Here is an 18,222-nt window from a genome sequence, read left to right on the forward strand (position 1 = left end):
AGGGTGCAAACCAGCCACGCACCGCGGCACAGCTCGGGCGAAGATGCGCCGCGAGGACGAGTTTGCGGCACGCTCACGCCACTCTCTCACTGTCATCGCCCGCGAAGGCGGGCGATCCAGTATTCCAGAGACAGTGACGAATACGGAGAAGCCGCGGCGTACTGGATTCCCCGCTTTCGCGGGGAATGACAGTGGTGGGTGGGGAGGCGCCGCCCACAGCGGCAACTGATGATCGCCCTGGCTTTCACCAGGGCGACGCTAGGAGAAGATCGTCGGCGCACTGTTATGCCGTCACCGCACTCCCGCTCTTGCGCAGGCCGATAAACTGCAACTCCGCGAACACGCCGGTGGCGATCGCCTGCGCGACCACCATGATCACGCCCAGCAGATTCGGCGACACCGCGCCGGAGAGCAGCAGCGCGATGCTACCGACCGTCCACAGCGCATTGCCGACCACGACCAGCATCACGAGCGCCTTTGGCACCTCACTACGCGAGGCGAGCCAGGCGACCAGCGCGGTGTAGGCGATCAGGAACAGGCCGGTCTCGCGCAGCAGCACCTCCGGCAGATTGAACAGCGAGGCGAAAGCGCCGGTACCGAAGGTGAAGCCGAGCGCGGCAACGCCGCTGAAGACGGCATCGGCGAGCAGGGCGCGGCGCAGGAACGTGGAAGCATGGATCATGGTCGTTCTCCTTTGGGGGCTTCGGGGGTGGACATCAGCGCACGCCGCGCCACCAGGCGCGGACGAGGGCAGCGAGACGGAACGGGCAGAGGCTCTTGCCGACGCTGTGCTCGAACGCCAGAACTTGCGCGACCACAAAATCGCCGGTCGAGTGCACCAGCGGTTCGGGCATGTTGAGCTGGCGCGCCAGCATTCGGGTGGCGAACTTCACGAGCCAGGGAACAAGGTGGTCGGCGAGGGTGCGGTAGAGCAGCAGCGCGATCATGGTCATCTCCTGATGGTCAGAAGATGCGCCGCCCCGATCGGCAATTCGATTACCTCGCTGGTAATGGAAGGGCCGAAATTCGCATGCTAGGTTTCCTGCCATGAACGCACATGCATCCACGGCACGAGCCGAAAAATCCCAGCCGATCCATATCGGCGATCATCTGCGCGAATGGCGGCAGCGCCGCCGCATGAGCCAGCTCGACCTCGCGGTCGAGGCCGAGGTCTCGGCGCGCCATCTGAGCTTCGTCGAGACCGGGCGCGCCGCGCCATCGCGCGACATGGTGCTGAAGCTCGCCGAGCGGCTCGACGTGCCCTTGCGCGAACGCAACGTGCTGCTGGTGGCCGCCGGCTACGCGCCGGCGTTCCAGCAGCGCCCGCTGGAGGATCCCGCCTTGAAATCAGCCCGCCAGGCGATCGACCTCGTGCTGAAGGCGCATGAGCCGAACCCCGCGCTCGCCGTCGACCGGCACTGGAATCTGGTGTCCGCCAATCGCATGGTGGCGCCGCTGCTCGAGGGCATTCCACCGCGGCTGCTCGGCCAGCCCTTCAACGTGCTGCGGCTTGCGTTCCATCCCGAGGCACTGGCGGCGCGCACAGTGAACCTCGCCGAATGGTGCGGGCATCTTCTGGAGCGCCTGCATCGGCAATGCGAGGCGACGGCCGACCCCGAGCTGATCAAGCTCTACAATGACCTGAAGGGTTTTCCGATCCCGGCGCGCTCGGCGCCGCTGTCGAGCGACAATGTCGCGATCCCCTTCAAGATGCGATACCAGGGCGAAATCCTGAGCTTCTTCTCCACCACCATGGTGTTCGGCACGCCGGTCGACATCACACTGTCGGAGTTGGCGATCGAGACGTTTTTTCCGGCGGACGAAAAGACCGCGGAGCGGCTGCGCGCGATGCAGCCGCGCTGATCGGCAGCGTTTACAGCCACGCGCGTCGCTCGTAGAATCCGGGGATGGATACGCGCGCGTCCAAAGCTTTTCGGCCTGCCAATCCCGTCGGCGATCTCTTGCGCGGCTGGCGCACGCGCCGCGCGCTGAGCCAGGCGGAGCTCGCCTTTGAAGCGGGGATCTCGATCAAGCATCTGAGCTATGTCGAGACCGCCAAGGCAACGGCGAGTAGGGACATCCTGCTCCAGCTTGCCTCCGCGCTCGACCTGTCGCTGCGCGATCGCAACGCGCTGCTCGAGGCAGGCGGCTTTGCGCGGCAGTATGGCGAGCGCGACCTGTCGGCGCCGGAGCTCGCCGACGCACGGCGTGCGATCGACCTTCTGCTCAGCCGTCACGAGCCGTTTCCCGCGATCGTCACCGACCGACGCTGGAACGTCATGCAGGCCAACCGCGCGGCCTTGCGGCTGATGACCATGCTGCTTGGGGAAGAGCGCGTGCAGCGACCGCTCAATCACATGCGGATGTTCCTCGCGCCGAACGAGCTGAAACCGTTCGTCGAGAATTGGCCGGGCGTGGCGGCGGCGCTGTTGTCGCGGGCGCGCCACGAGGCGATGGCGGCACCGCTCGACGAAGCCCTGCAATCGACCTGGCGTGAGCTGATGCGCTTGCCGGACATCCCGGCACCTCAGATCGAGGAGTGCGCTGCACCCGGGCCGCTCTGCGAGGTGCGTCTGCGCAAGAGCGAAATCGGCATCGGCCTGATCGGCGCGGTGCTGACGCTTGGCACGCCGCAGGACGTGACGTTGCAGGAGCTCCGCGTCGAGATGTTCATGCCGGCGGATGCCGCGTCTGAAGCAGCCCTGGTCGCGCTCGCCGCTCAGGACGCCTGAGCCTGCACCGCCTCGCGCCGCTCAAAGCTCATCGCCTGCATCACCTCGGCAAACGGTCCCTTGCGGTCGCTCAGCGTCGCCGTGGTGAGACCTGCGCCATTGGCGCCGACGCGCGTGGCGGCGCGGATCAAGATCCATTCGTCCTCGGGCGGGCGGCAGAAATACAGGCTGATCTCGGGATTGATGAAGGTCCATTCGCGCATGTCGACGATCTGCGCAACGCCGCTGGAAAAGTCCGCGGACTGCACCGCCTGTAACAGCGGCGTGTTCGCTTCGCCTTCGACCAGCGGCGCATCGAGCCGCATCCAGGCGGCCGCGGGACCGGGCTTCTCGAGCGCGCCCTCGATCAGCCGCACCGAGACGTTCTGGAAATAGCGGCTCCATTTCTGCGCGAAGGCGGGCGGCGGCGTGCCGGCTTCGGGCGCCTTGTCGGCCGCGACCGTCTTGGCGAACGGATCCTTCGGTGACTCGCCACTGGACGCCGTCAACAGCGCGGTGCAGCGGCCGATCTCGGTCTCGCCGTCCATCAGCCGAACCTGCACGGTCTTGGCCTTGCGGCCGTCGCGCAGCAGCTCCGTTCTGGTGGCGAAGGCGCGCAGGCCCGCGGGACGCCAGAGGTCGAAGGTCAGGCGGCGCACGGCAAAGCCGGAGTCCCCGGCGAGCCGCTCGACGTTGCGGGTCATCAGCGCGGTGGTCGCGCTTCCCTGCAGCATGTCCGGCGACCACGGTCCGCCGGCAAGCTCGGTCGCGCGGAAAAGGCTGCCTTCCGGCTTGAAAATGGCGGTCATCGCGGTCTCCAATTGGGCTCGATGGGCCGCGAGTATTGAGGGAGGCCGGGCGGGTCACAATAACCGCAGAGGTGCAGTCGCGAGCCATGCGGAACCCGTGCCTTGCACGGCCGTCGGTACCGCCTATGTTGGGACGATCAATCGCGCCCGGAGACACCCATGAGCACGCTAAAGCCGCTGAAGATCGACGTCGTCTCCGACGTGGTGTGCCCCTGGTGCTATATCGGCAAGCGTCGCATCGAGAATGCGCTGGCGCTGGTGCCTGACGTTCCGGTCGAGCTCAACTTCCGCCCGTTCTTCCTCAATCCCTGGGTGCCGCGCGAGGGCATCAGCCGCGAGGATTATCTGACCAAAAAATTCGGCTCGGTCGAAGCCTATAAGGGCATCGCCGGCCGCGTCGTCGCCGCTGCAGGCGAGGAGGGGTTGACCTACAGGCCTGACCTGGTGCGGCGCCAGCCCAACACGATCGATTGTCACCGCCTGATCCACTGGGCCGGCGCGATCGGCAAGGCGCCGGAGATGAAGCAGCGCCTGATGGAGCTCTATTTCCGCGACGGCGGCGATCTCACCGATATCAACGTGCTGGTGCAGGCAGCAAGCGATGTCGGCCTCGATGCCGACGACGTGCGGCGGCGACTTGCCACCGACGAGGACGTTGCGCGCATCTCGGCCGATGCGCAGGAAGCCGCCGAGAAGGGCATCTCCGGTGTGCCGACCTACGTCTTCGCGCAGAAATACGCGGTCTCAGGCGCGCAGGATCCGAACCTGCTTGCGCGCGCCATCCGTCAGGTCTCGGAAGAGATCAACGCGCAGGCGGCGGAGTAGCCGCCGCTACCTGCGGAGCAGGTGGACCGCGCGCCGCGCGGTAGCCAGCGCAAATCCGCGCGCGACCAGCGCCGCATGGATCAGCGCGACCGCCGGATCATTCCGTCGCAGCGGGATCAGCACGTCGCCGATCGCAAGGCGGCCGCGCCAGATCGGGTTGATCATGGGGTGATCGGCGCTGGCGGTGGAATCGGCGCTGGCGATCGCGGGATCGGCGCAGAGGTGGCGGGTCAGCTCCAGCGTGAGCTGCACGCCCGGCGAATACTTTGCAAAGCGCTCGTCGATGCCGAGCTTGAAGAAGAACCCGCGGGCCTGATGTCGCAGCACGATGCCTGCGGCAATCGGCGTGGTGCCGGCGCGCAGGGTGACGATCTCACATTGGCCGGTCTCGGCCAGCGCCGGCACGGCGCAGCGGATGAACGTGGCGTCGCCTGCGTCTTGCGCGAGAGCGGTGCCACGCTTGCCTTTCCAGCCACTGGCTTCGAGCGTGAGGAATGTCTCGAGCGCCGGGCCGACATCGCGGGGCGTGCGCGCAACCTCGAATGTTACAGAGCCATGCGCTGCGAGCCGATGACGTTGGCGCCGCAGCTCCTTCAATTTCTTGCCGCCGAGTGCCGTGCGGAGCAGCGTCTCGCCATCCTGCGTGGCGTCGAGTGAGGCGCGGATATATGAGGTCAGCACCTGCGGTTGGAGACCCTCGCGGACGAGGCTCTCGGTGATCGATGTCATCGCCGCGCCGTCGAGCGCCACATCACGCAGGATCAACGCGTGAGCGCCGGCCTGGCGCGCCTGCTGGAGGAGTTGCGTGGCCGCATCATCAGTCGTGTCGCGATCGAGCGGCGGACTGCACAGCGTGCCATAGGGATGCGCGCTCACCAGCGCGGGCAGGGGAATCTTCCATGCGCGCCAGAGCGACACGACCGGCAACAGCCCGGTCAGCCGGCCCGACGCCAAGTCGAATGCACAGAGCGCGTTGGCGCCAGTGCGGCCGGGGGCCGTGGCGCTGACCGCGCGCTCCCAAGCGTGCAGATAATAGCCGTTCGGCTCAATCGCCCGTTCGCTGAGCGCCTGCCACTGCGTGGCGTCGATTGATGCGAGGGGAACGAGCTGCGTGGCGCTGGGCTGATTGCGCCCGCGCGCAGCCGTGGCATCGTTGGCGGATGCAGGATTGATCGCCGATCGATGCGCGATATCGACCACGTCCTAAAATTCCCGGTTCGCGCGGCCGGGCACGTCGCCTGACCGCGTCACGCGATGGTTCTAGCCGAAAGATTGGAAAATACCGTTGGCGCCCGCCTTCAATTCGAGCGGTAGTGTTAACGCTTCATTGAGCATGTGGCGGAACCGGCATTACTGGTCCGCAGGCACGATATGATCGCCGGCGCTCACGGTCTGGCCGCTGGCGATGTCGGTCATGGTGACCTCGATCCCGACGGCCTTCTGCGGCATCTGTTCCGGTCCGACCTGCACCGACATCCTGACCTCGCGGGTCTGGTCCTGTCCGACCTCGACGACCAGCCTGCCGTCGGGCTTGCGGTCGATGCCCGCGATGCGCACGGTGGCGCCGGGCAGGCCGGCGACGTCGAGCGCAAAACTGCGTTCCGCGCCCTTGTTGAGCAGGCGCACGGTGTAGTCGTTGCGGACACCGCCGTCCGAGAGTTTGACGAAGAGTGGGTTGCGCTCATGCAGCACGTTGACGTCCATCGTGCTGCGGGTAGCGAGCGCGTAGAGCATGATGCTGCCGACGATGGCGATGGCGGCGACGTAGATCAGCGTGCGCGGACGGATGATCCGGTAGACCGGCGCCTTGCCTTCGCGGCGGCGCTGCATGTTGATGTCGGTGTCGTAGCCGATCAGGCCGGTCGGCCGGCCGATGTCGCGCATGACGTTGTCGCAGGCGTCGATGCACAGCCCGCACTGGATGCAACCGAGCTGGATGCCGTGACGGATATCGACCCCGGTCGGGCAGACGTTGATGCATTGGTGGCAGTCGATGCAATCGCCGGCGGCCTCGCCCTGAACGCGCGCAGCTTCCGCCTTCTTCACCGACATGCGCGGCTCGCCGCGGTCGCTGCGATAGGTGACGTTGAGCGCCCATTCGTCGGTGAGTGCCGCCTGGATCCGCGGCCACGGGCACATATAGATGCACATCTGCTCGCGCGCGTGACCCGCGAAGAGGTAGGTCGAGGCAGTCAGGATGCCGATCCAGAGATAGGCGATGAACGGTGCCTGGAAGGTCGCGAGCTCCTTCACCAGCGTCGGCGCATCGGCGAAATACAGCACCCAGGCGCCGCCGGTCCACCACGCGATCATGATCCAAAGGAAATGCTTGAGCGCGACCTTGCGGACATGACCAAAAGTCCAGCCGCGCTTGTCGCCGATCATGCGCTCGCGCCGGTCACCCTCGACCCAGCGCTCGACTGCATAGAACAGGTCGGTCCACACTGTCTGCGGACAGAGGTAGCCGCACCACAGCCGTCCCGCGACCGCGTTCATCAGGAACAGCGTCATGGCGGCGATGATGAGCAGGCCGGTGAAGTAGTAGACCTCCTGGGGCCACAGCTCGATGAAGAAGAAATAGAAGCGGCGATGCGGGAAGTCGACCAGCACGGCCTGGCTCGGCAGGCCGGGCCCACGGTTCCAGCGCAAGAAGGGCAGCAGGTAGTAGACCCCGAGCGTGATGCACAGGATCGTCCATTTGATGCGGCGGAACCGCCCCTGAACCGACTGCGGATAGACCTTCTTGCGCTTCTCGTAGAGCGGGCCTTCGATCAGCGTGTCGTCGGTCATGGCGAACTCCTCTTGAATCCGCGTCGGGAGGCTATTTTGGCGCGCAGAAGAGGCGGTAGAGTGTCTCGAGCACGACACTAACCTTCTGGCTCGCCACGCTGTAATATATCGTCTGACCCTCACGCCGCGTCTTGACCAGGCTCAATGCGCGCATCTTGCCGAGGTGCTGGGATAGCGCGGCCGAGGACAGGCCGACGATATCGGCAAGTTCGCCGACCGATTTTTCGCCGTCGAGCATGTTGCAGAGCACGAGCAGCCGCTTCGGGTTGGCCATGGCGGTGAGGAGGCGGGAGGCCTCTTCGGCCTTCTCCTCCAGGGCGAGCAAATCGTCGGCTTTGGTCTTGCGCTTCATCGCTGTCATATATATTAGTAGATTCGAATATACGCAATATATGAAATACGGACGGCCCGCGCGGTTCGCAAGCTCTTGATGGAGGGAGTGCAGATGACAGCGACATCGTTCACGCCGGTGGCCTCACTTGCAGGTGGTGCGCTGATCGGCTTCGCCGCCGTGCTCCTGATGTGGGCGACGGGTCGGATCGCTGGCGTCAGCGGGATCGCGGCGCGATTGTTTCCGCCTTACGAGGACCGTGAACTCGCCGGCCGCGTCGCCTTCGTCGCAGGCTTGATCGCGGCGCCGCTGCTGGTTCGGCTTGCGACCGGGAGCTGGCCTGCGCAGGTCATCGAGGCCGGCACGGCGGTGCTGGTCGTTGCCGGATTGCTGGTCGGCTTCGGGTCGGTGTGGGGAAGTGGATGCACCTCCGGCCACGGCGTCTGCGGCCTGTCGCGACTCTCCGCCCGTTCACTGGTTGCGACCGCCACCTTCATGGCGACGGGAATTGCGACCGTCTTTGTTCTGCGGCACTGGAGTTGATGCGATGGCAGTCCTCATTCAGTTCGCGATCGGCCTGATCTTCGGCCTCGGCCTCATCCTGTCGGGCATGTCGAACCCCGCGAAGGTGCTGAACTTCCTGGACGTCGGCGGCATCGCCGCCGGCACCTGGGATGCGAGCCTCATGTTCGTCATGGGCGGCGCGGTCGCCGTGACCTTCGTCGGGTTCAGCCGCGTCCTCAAGCTGGCGCGGCCGTTTTTCGCTGACCGGTTCTACGTTCCGACGCGCCGGGATATCGACCCGCGGATCATCATCGGCCCGGCGATCTTTGGCGTGGGCTGGGGACTTGCGGGCTTCTGCCCGGGGCCGGCGCTGACGGCGCTCGGATTCGGCTCGGCATCCGCCGTCATCTTCGTCGCGGCGATGTGCGCCGGCATGGTGCTTGCGCGCTGGAGCGCTCACTTGCCGTCGCTTGCGCGCATCGTCGCCCCGGCCGATCCGCTCGAGACCTGAGCGGCCGCCCAATTTCGTCCCGTCACCTGTAGAGAGTAACCATGGACAAGAACTATCCCGAGATCACCAAGACGATTTCCGCAAACATGCGCAAGCTGCGGAACGACATCCCCGACACGATGAAGGGATTTGCCGCACTCGCGCAGGCCGCGACACGGGACGGCGCGCTGGACAAGAAGACCAAGGAGCTGATCGCGCTTGCGCTCGGCGTCGCCGCGCATTGCGACGGCTGCATCGGCTTTCACACCGAGGCGCTGGTGAAACTCGGCGCCTCGCGAAGCGAGGTCGAGGAGGCGCTCGGCATGGCCGTCTATATGGGCGGCGGGCCGTCGCTGATGTACGCTGCAGACGCGATTGCCGCCTACGAGCAGTTCCAGCAGCAGGCAGTCGCCGCCTGACGGCACAAGAAAAAGAATCGGACGACGCGAGCCGTCCGATCCTGTTCCATCAATCCGGGATGGGCTTAATAGCGGTCGCCGATTCCAACGCCGACGCTGACGCCGGGGGCGCGAATGCCGACGCCGGCGCGCGGGCCGTCGTCCCAGTCACGATAGGTGCGGCGCTCGTAGTAGCGATCGCGCGGCATGTAGTTGTAGGAATCGCGCACGATCACGCGCGCGCCGCCACGGGTGCGATAGCAACGGCCGGCGTCGTCGCAGACGAGCCGCACCTGCTGCACGAGATCCGGATTGGTGTATTCGCTGGTCGTGTAGATATCGGTCGCCTTCGCGGCGCCGGTGGCTGCGAGCGCGCCAACGCCCGCCAACAGTGCGATTGCAACTGTCCTCATCAATGTCCTCCTCGATGCTGCCCTTGCGGGTAACAAGAAAGAGAGGGCGCGATCGTTCCGGGTGGCGCAGTTCCTTTACGCATTTTCCCCCGCGGATCAGATCCCGTCGTCGCCAAATTGTTCCCTAAGCCGTGCCGGTGGGGCTGCTATTTTGGGGGCCGCGATGTTACGCCAAACACCGGAACGTCGGTGGTATCGATCAACGCCTCCGTTCCCTCGTTCGGCCGGAGCTCTGCGAAGTTCAATGCGGCGTCAATGTCGTTCTCCCAGACCTCGCGCGGAAGATCGTAGACCAATTCTACACCGTAGCCGTTGGGATCGTGCACATAGAGGCTGTGCGTCATACCGTGGTCGATCCGGCGATCAAACGTCACCCCCTTGGCCCGAAGAAAACGGAGCCGAGCCAACCAGGCGTCACGGCTTGGATAAGTGATGGCGATATGATTGATCGCCATCGGCAGGTCCCACATTTTCCATTCAGTGGGCGGCGGCGGCAAGTTCGGGTTCTCGACCAGCGCAATATCATGGTGATGGACGCCAGCCGTTCCGGTGCCGCTATAGAACCGCATTCTGGGCGTCGGCGGCCGGCCAGGTCGCTGGCGGAATTCTCCGACCAGCCGAAGCCCGACGATCTCAGTCCAGAACCGATGGCTCTCGTCCATATTGCGGACGTTCAGCACGACATGGTTCACGCCGACCGGCGCAACCGGTCCGACGTCCCCCGATGCCCTTGCTGCGGGAGCCGCGTCGAGCGCAGACATTGCCTGCAGTGTGACCATATTTGCATCCTCTCTGTTTGGCGATGCCAATTGGAACAAGACTGATTGTGTGTAGAATCAGGCATCCGGTCCTGAGAGAACCATCTCGTTTTTCTCTAATTGGCTCCGACTTCCCTGAATTGTCGTCATCATGAGGGTGCGCCCCATGTTCCAATTCAATGGTTATTTGCTGGATGTCGCTCGCGGATGCCTGCGGACGGAGGATCGCGAAGTCGAGCTGCGGCCAAAGAGCTTCGATGTGTTGCGTTGCCTGGTTGAGAATGCGGGCCGCCTGGTCACGAAGGACGAGCTTTTCAAGGCGGTTTGGCCAAACGTAGTTGTGTCCGATGAAGCGCTGACGCAGTGCATCAGTGAAGTCCGCGAAGCGATTGGCGACGACGGCCAGACCATGATCAAGACGATGCCCCGCCGCGGCTATCGCTTTGCCGCACCGGTTTCGAAACCCGGGGACGATGCCGAAGCGCCACAGCGCTTGGCGCCGGCCGCCTCAGTCGATTACGCGACTGCAGCAAGACATTCCGACAAGCCCTCGATCGCGGTGCTGCCGTTTGTGAATCTCAACAATGATCCGCAGCAGGACTACTTCAGTGACGGCATCACCGGAGACATCATCACTGAGCTGTCCAGATTCTCCGATCTTGCCGTGATCGCCCGAAGCTCGGCCTTTCAATACAAAGGCAAGGCGGTCGATGTCCGGCAGATCGGGCGGGAGCTGGGTGTGCGCTACGTTCTTGAAGGCAGCGTTCGGCGGGACGAAAGCCGCATTCGCATTACAGCTCAACTGGTCGATGCAGTGAACGGCGCGCACCGCTGGGCGGAACGATACGACCGCGAGCTCAGGGATGCCTTTGCGGTTCAGGACGAGGTGGTGCGAACCATCGTCACGATCCTTCAGGTGCGCGTGATCGAGGCGGAAGTGGAGCGGATCCTGTCGAAGCCGCCAGCGACCTGGGAGGCCTATGACTATTACCTGCGCGGCTTCGAGGCCTTCGCGATCGGATTTTCCCAGCGCTCCATGCCTTCATTTTACGAGGCGCGCAGATGTCTCGAACGATCGGTAGCGATCGACCCGGGCTATGCCCGGGCTTACGTGATTTTGGCGCGGACCTACATGTATACCTATGTCGAGCCGCGCGACGCGGAGTATTTGAACCCGGCCACGCTGGAGCGCGCCGATGAGCTGGCGAAGATGGCCGTGCGGCTGGATGCTACGTTGCCGCAGGCTCGCACTCTTCTTGGAGCGGTCCTGATGTTCCAACGTCGACACGAAGAGGCGATCGCGGAATTCGAGCAAGCGTTTGTTCTCAACCCAAACTTCAGCGATCACAGCTTCGGTCTTTGCTTGGTATTTGCGGGCCAGCCGGCCCGGGCGATCGAAGTGATGCAAGCAAGTATGCGCCTCGAACCGTTCCGGAACGCAACTCGCCTCGCTTACATGGGTAACGCCTGCTACATGCTCGGCCGCTACGACGACGCCATAACGTCGCTGCGCGAGAGCGCGTGGCAAATGCCCAATTTGCGAATCACCCAACTTTGGCTTGCTGCTGCCTACGCACAACTGGATCGGCTCGGCGAAGCCCGTGCCGCCGCCGACGAGGTGCGCCGGATCGAGCCTACATTCGCGATCGAGCGATGGAAGCGTACCGCTGTCTACAAGAGGCCCGAAGACGCGGAACGTCTCTTTCGAGGTATTCGCAAAGCGGGATTACCGGAAAGTTGAGAAGCCAAGCCTTCCATACTCGTCACCCAGCATACAATGATGTAAGCGCACCGGCCCGATGAGCAATCGCAGCGATCCGATTTGCTTCTGCGCGCGAATGAGTCCGATCCTAGATCGGCGCATAAGTTTCAGATGTGCAGATATCGTCGGCTTCGGCGCGCCGCCGGTCGACGATCTTCCCGCCCGTGATCGTCACGATGTAGGTCTGCATGCCCAGCGACGTTCCGGTTGCCGATGTGAGCTGCGCACGGACGCAGGAGGTCCAGCCTGGTCCGCGCGCCTCATGACGGGCGGGCGCGACCTGCACGTCGCGCGGATAGGACGCGGCGAGGAAAACGAAATCGAGCTGCTCGCGCACCAGTTTCCTGACGTCGGGCGGCGGCTCCGGCGGCGGCTGCTCGACCTCCTTCATGCGCATGAACTCGGGCACCGGCGCGCGGCTGTCAGCAAAGCCGCAACCGCCCAGCGCAAGCGCGCCGGCGAGCAATGCCGCATGAGCGACAATCCGCAACATCCGTGGAGACCCCCCTGCGCCGCCACAAATATTCATGAACGTGACCGATCAAAGCCCCGGCCGATCAACATTTCCTGATGCAAAAAGAGATGCCGGCGGGGGGATTTGCGGTTACGCGATTGCAGGCTAGGCTTGTACCCCAGGTGAGGGGGATTGCCGAGATGAGAGTTTTCGTGGTTGTGACGGCGCTGCTGGTATTGACGGCTTTGCCGGCGCAGGCGCAGGGCAGGCGCCCAACGGATGCCCCGCCGAAATCGGAGCCGAAGAAGCCTGTGGTCGACGAGAAGGCCTACAAGGCGGCGCTTGAGCGCATTCCCGAGCCCAAGGACAAGTACGATCCCTGGGGCGGGGCGCGCCCGACCGAGACGCCCAAAAAACCGAAGTGAAGCCGAAGTAAGGAAATGGCCGGCCCTCGCGATCTGCGACACTATCGCCGTTGAAGAAAGCGCTTGAGACGCAGGAGATTGGCTTGCCGGGTTGAACCTCGCCCTCAAGCACCGTGACCAATTCGGCAAGTCCAGATGTTGCCGGAGGTTGCTATGTCTCGCCGCGCCTTGCTGAACTGGCTCGTTCCCGCCGTAATCCTGCTCAGCGCCTCACCGGCATGTGCCGAAAACCGGCTGGCGCTGGTGATCGGCCAATCCGCCTACAAATCGGTGCCGGCGCTGCCCAATCCCGCCAACGACGCCAAGGCCATGACCCAGTTGCTGTCGGGCTCGGGGTTCCAGGTCGTCTCAGCATCGGATCTGACGCAAAACGAGTTGCGCGCAAAAGTCGGCGAGTTCGCAAGCGAGGTCGCGGCGAAGGGTGCCGACACCGTGGCCCTCGTGTTCTATGCCGGCCACGGCCTCCAGGTCGATGGCGAAAACTTCCTGATCCCGGTCGACGTCGATCCGAAGCGCGAGGCCGACATCGCGGTGCAGGCGGTGCGGCTCAACGACATCCTCAACACGCTGAACTCGGTGCCGACGCGCATGCGCATCGTGCTGCTCGATGCCTGCCGCAACAATCCGTTTCCGACGCTCAAGACCGCCGGCAACGGACTCGCGATCGTCGATGCCAAGACCGGCGTCCCCGGCACCTTCGTCTCGTTCTCGACCTCGCCCGGCGCCGAAGCCGAAGACGGCAGCGGCGCCAACAGTCCCTACACCACGGCGCTGCTCACCGCCGCCAAGGACCCGGCGCCGATCGAGGAGACCTTCAAGCGCGTCCGGGTCGCCGTGAACAAGGTGACCGACGGCCGGCAGACGCCGTGGGACTCTTCGTCCCTGACCGAGGATTTCCGCTTCGCCGCGCCGATGACCGCGAGCGGGCAGGGCGGCCCCAAGCTCGCCGCCACCAAGCGCACGGTCGAGGAATGGGCGCGTGACCTGAAGGGCAAGCCGGTCGAGGCTGCCAACGAGATCATCGTCGCCGACGGCACTGATGAAGCCTATGAGGCCTTCGCCGCGCTCTATGCCTCGACGCCGCGCGGTCTGCAGGCGCGCGACTGGCTCAATCGCCATCGCCGCATGGTGGCCTGGAACAACGCCGTCCTGATCAACACCGCCGCGAGCTATCGCGCCTTCCTCGCGCAATACCCGGACAGCGATCTCACGGCGACCGCGCGCAGGCTGGAAGAGCGCATGCGTAACAAGCCGGTCCCGGTCCTCGCATTGGCGACGCCCGCAACCAATGCCGCCCTGACCTGTCCGTGCAACAACCAGCCGCAGCCGGCGCCGCTGAAGAAGGCCGACACGCCGACCAAGAAGCCCGACACCACCAAGCGCGCCGGATCGCGGCCGCCCGCCCAAGTCTACACCGACGACGTCGTTGTGGTGCGCCGTCCGCCGCCGGTCGTGTACGAGCCGGCCGGACCGCCCGTGGTCTATGAGCGGACACCGCCGGTGTCGATCGGCATCGGTGTCGGCGTCGGCGGCGGTTACGGCCCGCGCGACGGCTATCAGGGCCGTCGGGGATACTGAATCGCAGGCACGCTGGCGATCGCGTCATCCTCGAACGCGCCATGATGCATTGATGGTCGGCTGGCTGCGGGCGCATCCTCGTGATGCGCGCATACGCGTTGCGAATGGCCGTTCACACCGTCGCGCTTGACTGCAGGAAGGCGAGCCCGATCCGCTTGTCGCTGCGCCAGACAGCACGGCAATTGCGCACGAAATGGTCGCGTTCGATCGACAGCATGAACGACGATGGCAGCACCACGAGTCCGTCCAGGTCGATCGCGGCGCCGCTGATCGACATGTTGCGAACCGTGCACGCGATGTTCCTGCCTTCGAAGGTGATCCTTCCACCCTTGAAAACACGGTGTCGCTGTGCTGCACGCTTCTCGTTCATCGATTTCGGTCCGTCATTGCTCCTCTAAACTAGTGCGCCGGAATTACCTCGAAATAAATTCAATATGCGCCGTACTTGCGGAGCGCTTAAGACTTCGTTTACGACAATGCGCGCGCATTCGCGCTGCTTCGCAGCTTGTGAATGGCCGTTCAATTGTGGCGTCCGACGCCGATGGAGATACTCATGAAGACCACCGTTTCGATTCTGTTTGCCGCCGTTCTCTCGCTGTCGTCCGTTCCCGCACACGCCACCAAGCTCGACCTCGCGACGATGAGCTGCAAGCAGTTCCTCGATAGCGGCGACGACACCATCAGGATGGTGCTGACCTGGATGGACGGCTGGTACAAGGGCGACGAGGACAACGCGATCATCGACACCGACGTGTTCGTCGAGAACGCCAAGAAGTTCGGCAGCTATTGCGGAAAGAATCCGAATGTCAGCATCGTGACCGCGGCTGACGAAGTTCTCGGCAAGTAAGTCCGAAGGCGCGATGTCAATCGCGCCTTCACACTCCGCCTCGCGACAAACGCGGAACGCGTTTGCGCGGAGACCGTTGCTATCCCGGCAACATCGCAAAGGCACTCGACACCATCGCCACCGGCTTGTTGTCGGTGGCGGACAGAAGGGTGACGCGGCCGAAGCTCATGGTGCGTCCGAGCCGCACCACCCGCGCATCCGCCAGCACATCCGACGACGAGACCGCGCGCATGAAGTGCGTGGTCTGGTCGACGGTGGTCATCGGACGATAGCCGCGATTGGCGGCGAGGATCGCGATCACCATCGAAGTGTCGGCGAGCGCCATCAGGGCCTGGCCGCACACCACGCCGCCGCTGCGGCAGAGGCGTTCGGAGAAGGCCATGCGCAGCACCGCGCCCGGCTGCCAGTCCGCAGGCTCCGGCGGCGGCTCGTGATCGATGCTCTCGACCGAAAGCCCGAGATCCCTAACCCAGGGCGCAAACACGTCGCCGAGCACGCGCCTGGCTTCCTCGATGTCGAACTGTGCTGCGGACGGTGATGCCATGAACCCTGTTTCCTCGTTCGTTGCTGAATGTTTCCGCCATTGTGCCCGGATCGAGGGGAAAAAGTCATCTGGTCCAGCCATCTGCCGCCAGGTCTCTTGCCGCCAGGTCTCTTGCCGCCAGGTCTCTTGCCGCTAGGTCTCTTGCCGCCAGGTCTCTCCGGCTTGAAAATGCCCGAGTTCGCCCTTTATGATGCCGCGCCTGAGAGCAGGGTGGGTGATGTTGCGGCGAATAGTCTTGGTCTTCTGCCTGGGTGCGTTGGGTCTCGCGCTCAACGGCTGTACCAAATGCGGCCCGATCTGGGATGACTGGATGCAGTCGCCGAAATCCTGCAGATCGGACCGTTCCTGAAGCATGATCCGGAAAAGTGTGCAGCGGTTTTCCCTCGCGACAAACGCGGAACGCGTTTGCGCGGAGATCATGCTCAAACAAGGAGCTAAAGCGCGATATCTCGCTTTAGGGAACGGCGGGCCGATCCTCCCGCGATGATTCAAGGAGTGACGTGATGAAGGTTCTTCGTATGGCGGCTGTGCTGGCGTTGCTGGGCGCGCCGGCTTACGCGCAACAGATGCCCAACATCAACATCCTGCAGGACGGCCCGGGCAAGACCGACGAGCAGAAGGCGGCCGACGCCGAGCGCGACAGGAAGTACAAGGATACGCTGAAGACGATTCCGGACGCCAAGGCCTCCAACGATCCCTGGGGCGGCATGCGCAGCGATCCGCCGAAGTCGGCATCCACGGCGGCCAAGCCGACGGCAGCCAAGAAGACCAAGTCGGGCACGAGCGCCAACTGACCCTAATTCCCTAGCCGGACTCCTCCTGGCGCTCCGATCTTCCTATATTGGGCAGGTCGTAGTGGGAGTTTCGGCATGGCGTCTCGCCCGCGTGATCTTGCCGACCGGATGGCGCGCCGGCACAAGTCGGGCGACGGCTATCTGCGCGAGACCTTCACCTTGCCGCGCGAAGCGGCGAGGGCGAAGGCGCAAGCCTTCTTCGCGCGCTATCCCAAGGCCGGTTACATGAGCGAGGTCGAGAGCTGGCGCGAGCTGCCCGACGACAGGATCGAGTTCACGATGCGGCGCTTGCCGAGCGCCGATTGACCGGCGCGGCAACGTCGCCGAGGAGCTTGCCGGTGCGCCGGTTGATGAAATGGATCCGGGCGCACGCCTTGCACATCACGGTCTCGTAGGTGCACATCGGCGCCTCCGGCGCGACCTCTTCGGCCATCCAGTGCTGCACATACATGCCCGTTGCGGGACAGCGGAAAACGATATTGCCCATGGCCTCTATCTGCCAGCGCGAGGCGAGAGGCATGTTGATGTCGGTCAAGTTTTCGCCCCAGAGCGTTTTCCAGCGAAGCGGCCACCGGTTCGCGTCAAGAAAACGCGTCAAACCAAGAATCTAGAGCCCCGCTCCGATTCCATCGGAACGGAAAAGGCTCCAGGACGCGCTACTCGAACGACTCCGCGACGATGCTGATGCGGAATATGGGCTTCTTGGCCTCGTCCAGCAGCTCCATGTTCCATTCGGAGTTTTCCTGGAGCTTGCGCGAGATGCCGGCGGCCATGTCGGCGCAGACGCTGGTCATCTCCTTCCATGCGGCTTCGCGGTCGGCGCATTCGGTGGCTTGGTCCGCGCAGCCGGAATAGCGACCGTTTTGGATCCGAAAGAAATAGAGCGGCATGCTGATACCAACGCGCGTGATGGCCGCCCCCAAGGCTCCATGGGCGCGCAGTGCAATCCCAAACGCGGTACAGATCAACTCCGGAACTCTACGGGTTTTTGCGGGGTTTTTGCGGGGTTTTTGCCGCAGCGCAGGTATCTCGGCACCCGAGCGCACCGAGACCTATTCTCCGCAATCCAATCTGCCGCGCGCTAGAACGTTTTCGGGCGAGGTGGATACCGAAAAAGCTCTAGGCCAGCTTCCGTGCGAGCGCCTTCAATTCGCGGTCGATCCGAAGCTGCACGCGGCGAATCGCCAAAAGGTCGATCTTCGTCTCCGTCCTGCCGGACTTGACCTTGTCGCCGATCCAGAATTGCCACTGCCAGACCCCGGGGACGGAGGTTTTGGCGACGGTGAACTCAACTCCCCTGTGATTCATGGTCTACCTCCACGATTCACGCCCTGATGACGTTAACATGTTGAACGCAATGATATTCCGTGGGCAAGCTAAAATTCGCGGCTAAGTTGTGGACAATCCCTCGATTCCCGGATTCGTCACGCGATATCCCGGATTCGCGCGTGGCCCGAAAGAAGCGAATTGGGATTTCGAAACATCGGCCATGGACGCGGCGATCTGCCGATTTCCGAACGCCAGCCCGGAACCATCGGCGTCGATCCTGCTTATCGGTTCGTCACGTTCACTCCATGAGGTCCCGTACGGACCCCGTATCTGGTTCACTGTTCACGGCAATGAAGCTGATCGTCGAATTGCTCAGGCGGGTCTGGCACCGCAGCTGGACCGACACGGATGCGTATGCCGTTCGCGCGAACGACGGCGGCGATCACTCCAGCATGGCCGATTTCGTTCGCATTCTCCAAATGCACGATCGGGATCGCGGCGGTTCAAACGGTGCCTGATG

At 64.0% G+C, this 18,222-nt stretch carries 27 protein-coding genes; 13 read left to right on the forward strand and 14 right to left on the reverse strand.

What is annotated here, in order from left to right; all coding sequences use genetic code 11:
• Positions 1-283 precede the first annotated feature (283 nt).
• Positions 284-682: a hypothetical protein gene (locus tag KUF59_RS16060; protein WP_212462868.1), complete on the reverse strand. Its 399-nt coding sequence runs from the start codon at positions 680-682 to the stop codon at positions 284-286.
• Positions 683-716: 34 nt separating this feature from the next.
• Positions 717-947 (reverse strand): hypothetical protein, encoded by a 231-nt coding sequence (locus KUF59_RS16065; protein ID WP_212462867.1) that lies wholly within the window; start codon positions 945-947, stop codon positions 717-719.
• A 100-nt stretch (positions 948-1,047) separates the two neighbouring features.
• Here KUF59_RS16065 and KUF59_RS16070 point away from each other — a divergent pair, with 100 nt between their 5' ends.
• Positions 1,048-1,863, forward strand: a complete 816-nt coding sequence (locus KUF59_RS16070; RefSeq protein ID WP_212462866.1) for a helix-turn-helix domain-containing protein — start codon at positions 1,048-1,050, stop codon at positions 1,861-1,863.
• Between the two features lie 44 nt (positions 1,864-1,907).
• The gene (locus KUF59_RS16075) at positions 1,908-2,732 is read left to right on the forward strand and encodes a helix-turn-helix domain-containing protein (RefSeq protein WP_212462865.1); all 825 of its coding nucleotides are present in this window, start codon (positions 1,908-1,910) and stop codon (positions 2,730-2,732) included.
• Here the strand turns inward: KUF59_RS16075 and KUF59_RS16080 are convergent.
• A complete protein-coding gene (locus tag KUF59_RS16080) occupies positions 2,720-3,520 on the reverse strand; it encodes a thioesterase family protein (RefSeq protein WP_212462864.1) in 801 nt (266 codons plus the stop codon). The two genes, KUF59_RS16075 and KUF59_RS16080, sit on opposite strands and share 13 nt — an antisense overlap.
• Before the next feature lie 159 nt (positions 3,521-3,679).
• Here KUF59_RS16080 and KUF59_RS16085 point away from each other — a divergent pair, with 159 nt between their 5' ends.
• Positions 3,680-4,345 (forward strand): DsbA family oxidoreductase, encoded by a 666-nt coding sequence (locus tag KUF59_RS16085; protein WP_212462863.1) that lies wholly within the window; start codon positions 3,680-3,682, stop codon positions 4,343-4,345.
• A gap of 6 nt (positions 4,346-4,351) precedes the next feature.
• On the opposite strand, the gene KUF59_RS16090 is transcribed toward KUF59_RS16085, so the two are convergent.
• The 3 genes from KUF59_RS16090 to KUF59_RS16100 form a co-directional block, all read right to left on the reverse strand.
• Positions 4,352-5,545: a GNAT family N-acetyltransferase gene (locus KUF59_RS16090; RefSeq protein ID WP_212462862.1), complete on the reverse strand. Its 1,194-nt coding sequence runs from the start codon at positions 5,543-5,545 to the stop codon at positions 4,352-4,354.
• Between the two features lie 150 nt (positions 5,546-5,695).
• Complete coding sequence (ccoG, locus tag KUF59_RS16095; protein WP_212462861.1) at positions 5,696-7,135, reverse strand: cytochrome c oxidase accessory protein CcoG; 1,440 nt, start codon at positions 7,133-7,135, stop codon at positions 5,696-5,698.
• A gap of 31 nt (positions 7,136-7,166) precedes the next feature.
• A complete protein-coding gene (locus KUF59_RS16100; protein ID WP_212462871.1) occupies positions 7,167-7,487 on the reverse strand; it encodes an ArsR/SmtB family transcription factor in 321 nt (106 codons plus the stop codon).
• Positions 7,488-7,580: 93 nt separating this feature from the next.
• On the opposite strand from KUF59_RS16100, the gene KUF59_RS16105 reads away from it, so the two are divergent.
• Genes KUF59_RS16105 through KUF59_RS16115 form a run of 3 tightly spaced genes read left to right on the forward strand, consistent with a single transcriptional unit; the run spans position 7,581 to position 8,879 of the window.
• A complete protein-coding gene (locus KUF59_RS16105; protein WP_212462860.1) occupies positions 7,581-8,009 on the forward strand; it encodes a YeeE/YedE family protein in 429 nt (142 codons plus the stop codon).
• A 4-nt stretch (positions 8,010-8,013) separates the two neighbouring features.
• A complete protein-coding gene (locus tag KUF59_RS16110) occupies positions 8,014-8,481 on the forward strand; it encodes a YeeE/YedE family protein (protein ID WP_212462859.1) in 468 nt (155 codons plus the stop codon).
• A 41-nt stretch (positions 8,482-8,522) separates the two neighbouring features.
• Positions 8,523-8,879, forward strand: a complete 357-nt coding sequence (locus KUF59_RS16115; protein ID WP_212462858.1) for a carboxymuconolactone decarboxylase family protein — start codon at positions 8,523-8,525, stop codon at positions 8,877-8,879.
• 65 nt (positions 8,880-8,944) lie between these two features.
• Here the strand turns inward: KUF59_RS16115 and KUF59_RS16120 are convergent, their stop codons facing one another.
• Entirely contained in the window at positions 8,945-9,271 is a 327-nt protein-coding gene (locus KUF59_RS16120) for a hypothetical protein (protein WP_212462857.1), read from the reverse strand.
• Positions 9,272-9,417: 146 nt separating this feature from the next.
• Positions 9,418-10,089: a VOC family protein gene (locus KUF59_RS16125; RefSeq protein ID WP_258769675.1), complete on the reverse strand. Its 672-nt coding sequence runs from the start codon at positions 10,087-10,089 to the stop codon at positions 9,418-9,420.
• A gap of 106 nt (positions 10,090-10,195) precedes the next feature.
• Here KUF59_RS16125 and KUF59_RS16130 point away from each other — a divergent pair, with 106 nt between their 5' ends.
• Positions 10,196-11,770 (forward strand): winged helix-turn-helix domain-containing tetratricopeptide repeat protein, encoded by a 1,575-nt coding sequence (locus KUF59_RS16130; protein ID WP_212462855.1) that lies wholly within the window; start codon positions 10,196-10,198, stop codon positions 11,768-11,770.
• Between the two features lie 109 nt (positions 11,771-11,879).
• On the opposite strand, the gene KUF59_RS16135 is transcribed toward KUF59_RS16130, so the two are convergent.
• Positions 11,880-12,284 (reverse strand): hypothetical protein, encoded by a 405-nt coding sequence (locus KUF59_RS16135; protein WP_212462854.1) that lies wholly within the window; start codon positions 12,282-12,284, stop codon positions 11,880-11,882.
• A 161-nt stretch (positions 12,285-12,445) separates the two neighbouring features.
• Between KUF59_RS16135 and KUF59_RS16140 the strand changes: the two genes are divergently transcribed.
• Together KUF59_RS16140 and KUF59_RS16145 are read left to right on the forward strand one after the other, a co-directional pair.
• On the forward strand, positions 12,446-12,670 hold the full coding sequence (locus tag KUF59_RS16140) for a hypothetical protein (protein WP_212462853.1): 225 nt from the start codon (positions 12,446-12,448) through the stop codon (positions 12,668-12,670).
• A gap of 153 nt (positions 12,671-12,823) precedes the next feature.
• Complete coding sequence (locus KUF59_RS16145) at positions 12,824-14,248, forward strand: caspase family protein (RefSeq protein ID WP_212462852.1); 1,425 nt, start codon at positions 12,824-12,826, stop codon at positions 14,246-14,248.
• Positions 14,249-14,360: 112 nt separating this feature from the next.
• Here the strand turns inward: KUF59_RS16145 and KUF59_RS16150 are convergent, their stop codons facing one another.
• Positions 14,361-14,618, reverse strand: a complete 258-nt coding sequence (locus KUF59_RS16150) for a PilZ domain-containing protein (RefSeq protein ID WP_212462851.1) — start codon at positions 14,616-14,618, stop codon at positions 14,361-14,363.
• 183 nt (positions 14,619-14,801) lie between these two features.
• Here KUF59_RS16150 and KUF59_RS16155 point away from each other — a divergent pair, with 183 nt between their 5' ends.
• Positions 14,802-15,095 (forward strand): HdeA/HdeB family chaperone, encoded by a 294-nt coding sequence (locus KUF59_RS16155; protein ID WP_212462850.1) that lies wholly within the window; start codon positions 14,802-14,804, stop codon positions 15,093-15,095.
• 79 nt (positions 15,096-15,174) lie between these two features.
• On the opposite strand, the gene KUF59_RS16160 is transcribed toward KUF59_RS16155, so the two are convergent.
• Entirely contained in the window at positions 15,175-15,639 is a 465-nt protein-coding gene (locus KUF59_RS16160; RefSeq protein WP_212462849.1) for a PaaI family thioesterase, read from the reverse strand.
• Between the two features lie 503 nt (positions 15,640-16,142).
• Here KUF59_RS16160 and KUF59_RS16165 point away from each other — a divergent pair.
• Positions 16,143-16,433, forward strand: a complete 291-nt coding sequence (locus KUF59_RS16165) for a hypothetical protein (RefSeq protein ID WP_212458188.1) — start codon at positions 16,143-16,145, stop codon at positions 16,431-16,433.
• A gap of 75 nt (positions 16,434-16,508) precedes the next feature.
• Positions 16,509-16,739 carry a hypothetical protein gene (locus KUF59_RS16170; RefSeq protein ID WP_212458189.1) on the forward strand — a complete coding sequence of 77 codons (231 nt, stop codon included), beginning with the start codon at positions 16,509-16,511 and terminating at the stop codon, positions 16,737-16,739.
• On the opposite strand, the gene KUF59_RS16175 is transcribed toward KUF59_RS16170, so the two are convergent.
• The 3 genes from KUF59_RS16175 to KUF59_RS16185 all read right to left on the reverse strand — a co-directional run bounded on the left by KUF59_RS16175 (position 16,708) and on the right by KUF59_RS16185 (position 17,741).
• Positions 16,708-16,968 carry a hypothetical protein gene (locus KUF59_RS16175; RefSeq protein ID WP_309500983.1) on the reverse strand — a complete coding sequence of 87 codons (261 nt, stop codon included), beginning with the start codon at positions 16,966-16,968 and terminating at the stop codon, positions 16,708-16,710. The genes KUF59_RS16170 and KUF59_RS16175 overlap by 32 nt on opposite strands.
• 121 nt (positions 16,969-17,089) lie before the next feature.
• Positions 17,090-17,323 carry a DUF6894 family protein gene (locus KUF59_RS16180; protein WP_212458564.1) on the reverse strand — a complete coding sequence of 78 codons (234 nt, stop codon included), beginning with the start codon at positions 17,321-17,323 and terminating at the stop codon, positions 17,090-17,092.
• Positions 17,324-17,552: 229 nt separating this feature from the next.
• Positions 17,553-17,741, reverse strand: coding sequence for a hypothetical protein (locus tag KUF59_RS16185; RefSeq protein WP_212458190.1), 189 nt, complete (start codon positions 17,739-17,741; stop codon positions 17,553-17,555).
• Between the two features lie 311 nt (positions 17,742-18,052).
• On the opposite strand from KUF59_RS16185, the gene KUF59_RS16190 reads away from it, so the two are divergent.
• The gene (locus KUF59_RS16190) at positions 18,053-18,220 is read left to right on the forward strand and encodes a hypothetical protein (RefSeq protein ID WP_212458191.1); all 168 of its coding nucleotides are present in this window, start codon (positions 18,053-18,055) and stop codon (positions 18,218-18,220) included.
• Positions 18,221-18,222: the final 2 nt, after the last annotated feature.

It is taken from the genome of Bradyrhizobium arachidis (genome assembly GCF_024758505.1).
Lineage (GTDB): Bacteria > Pseudomonadota > Alphaproteobacteria > Rhizobiales > Xanthobacteraceae > Bradyrhizobium > Bradyrhizobium manausense_C.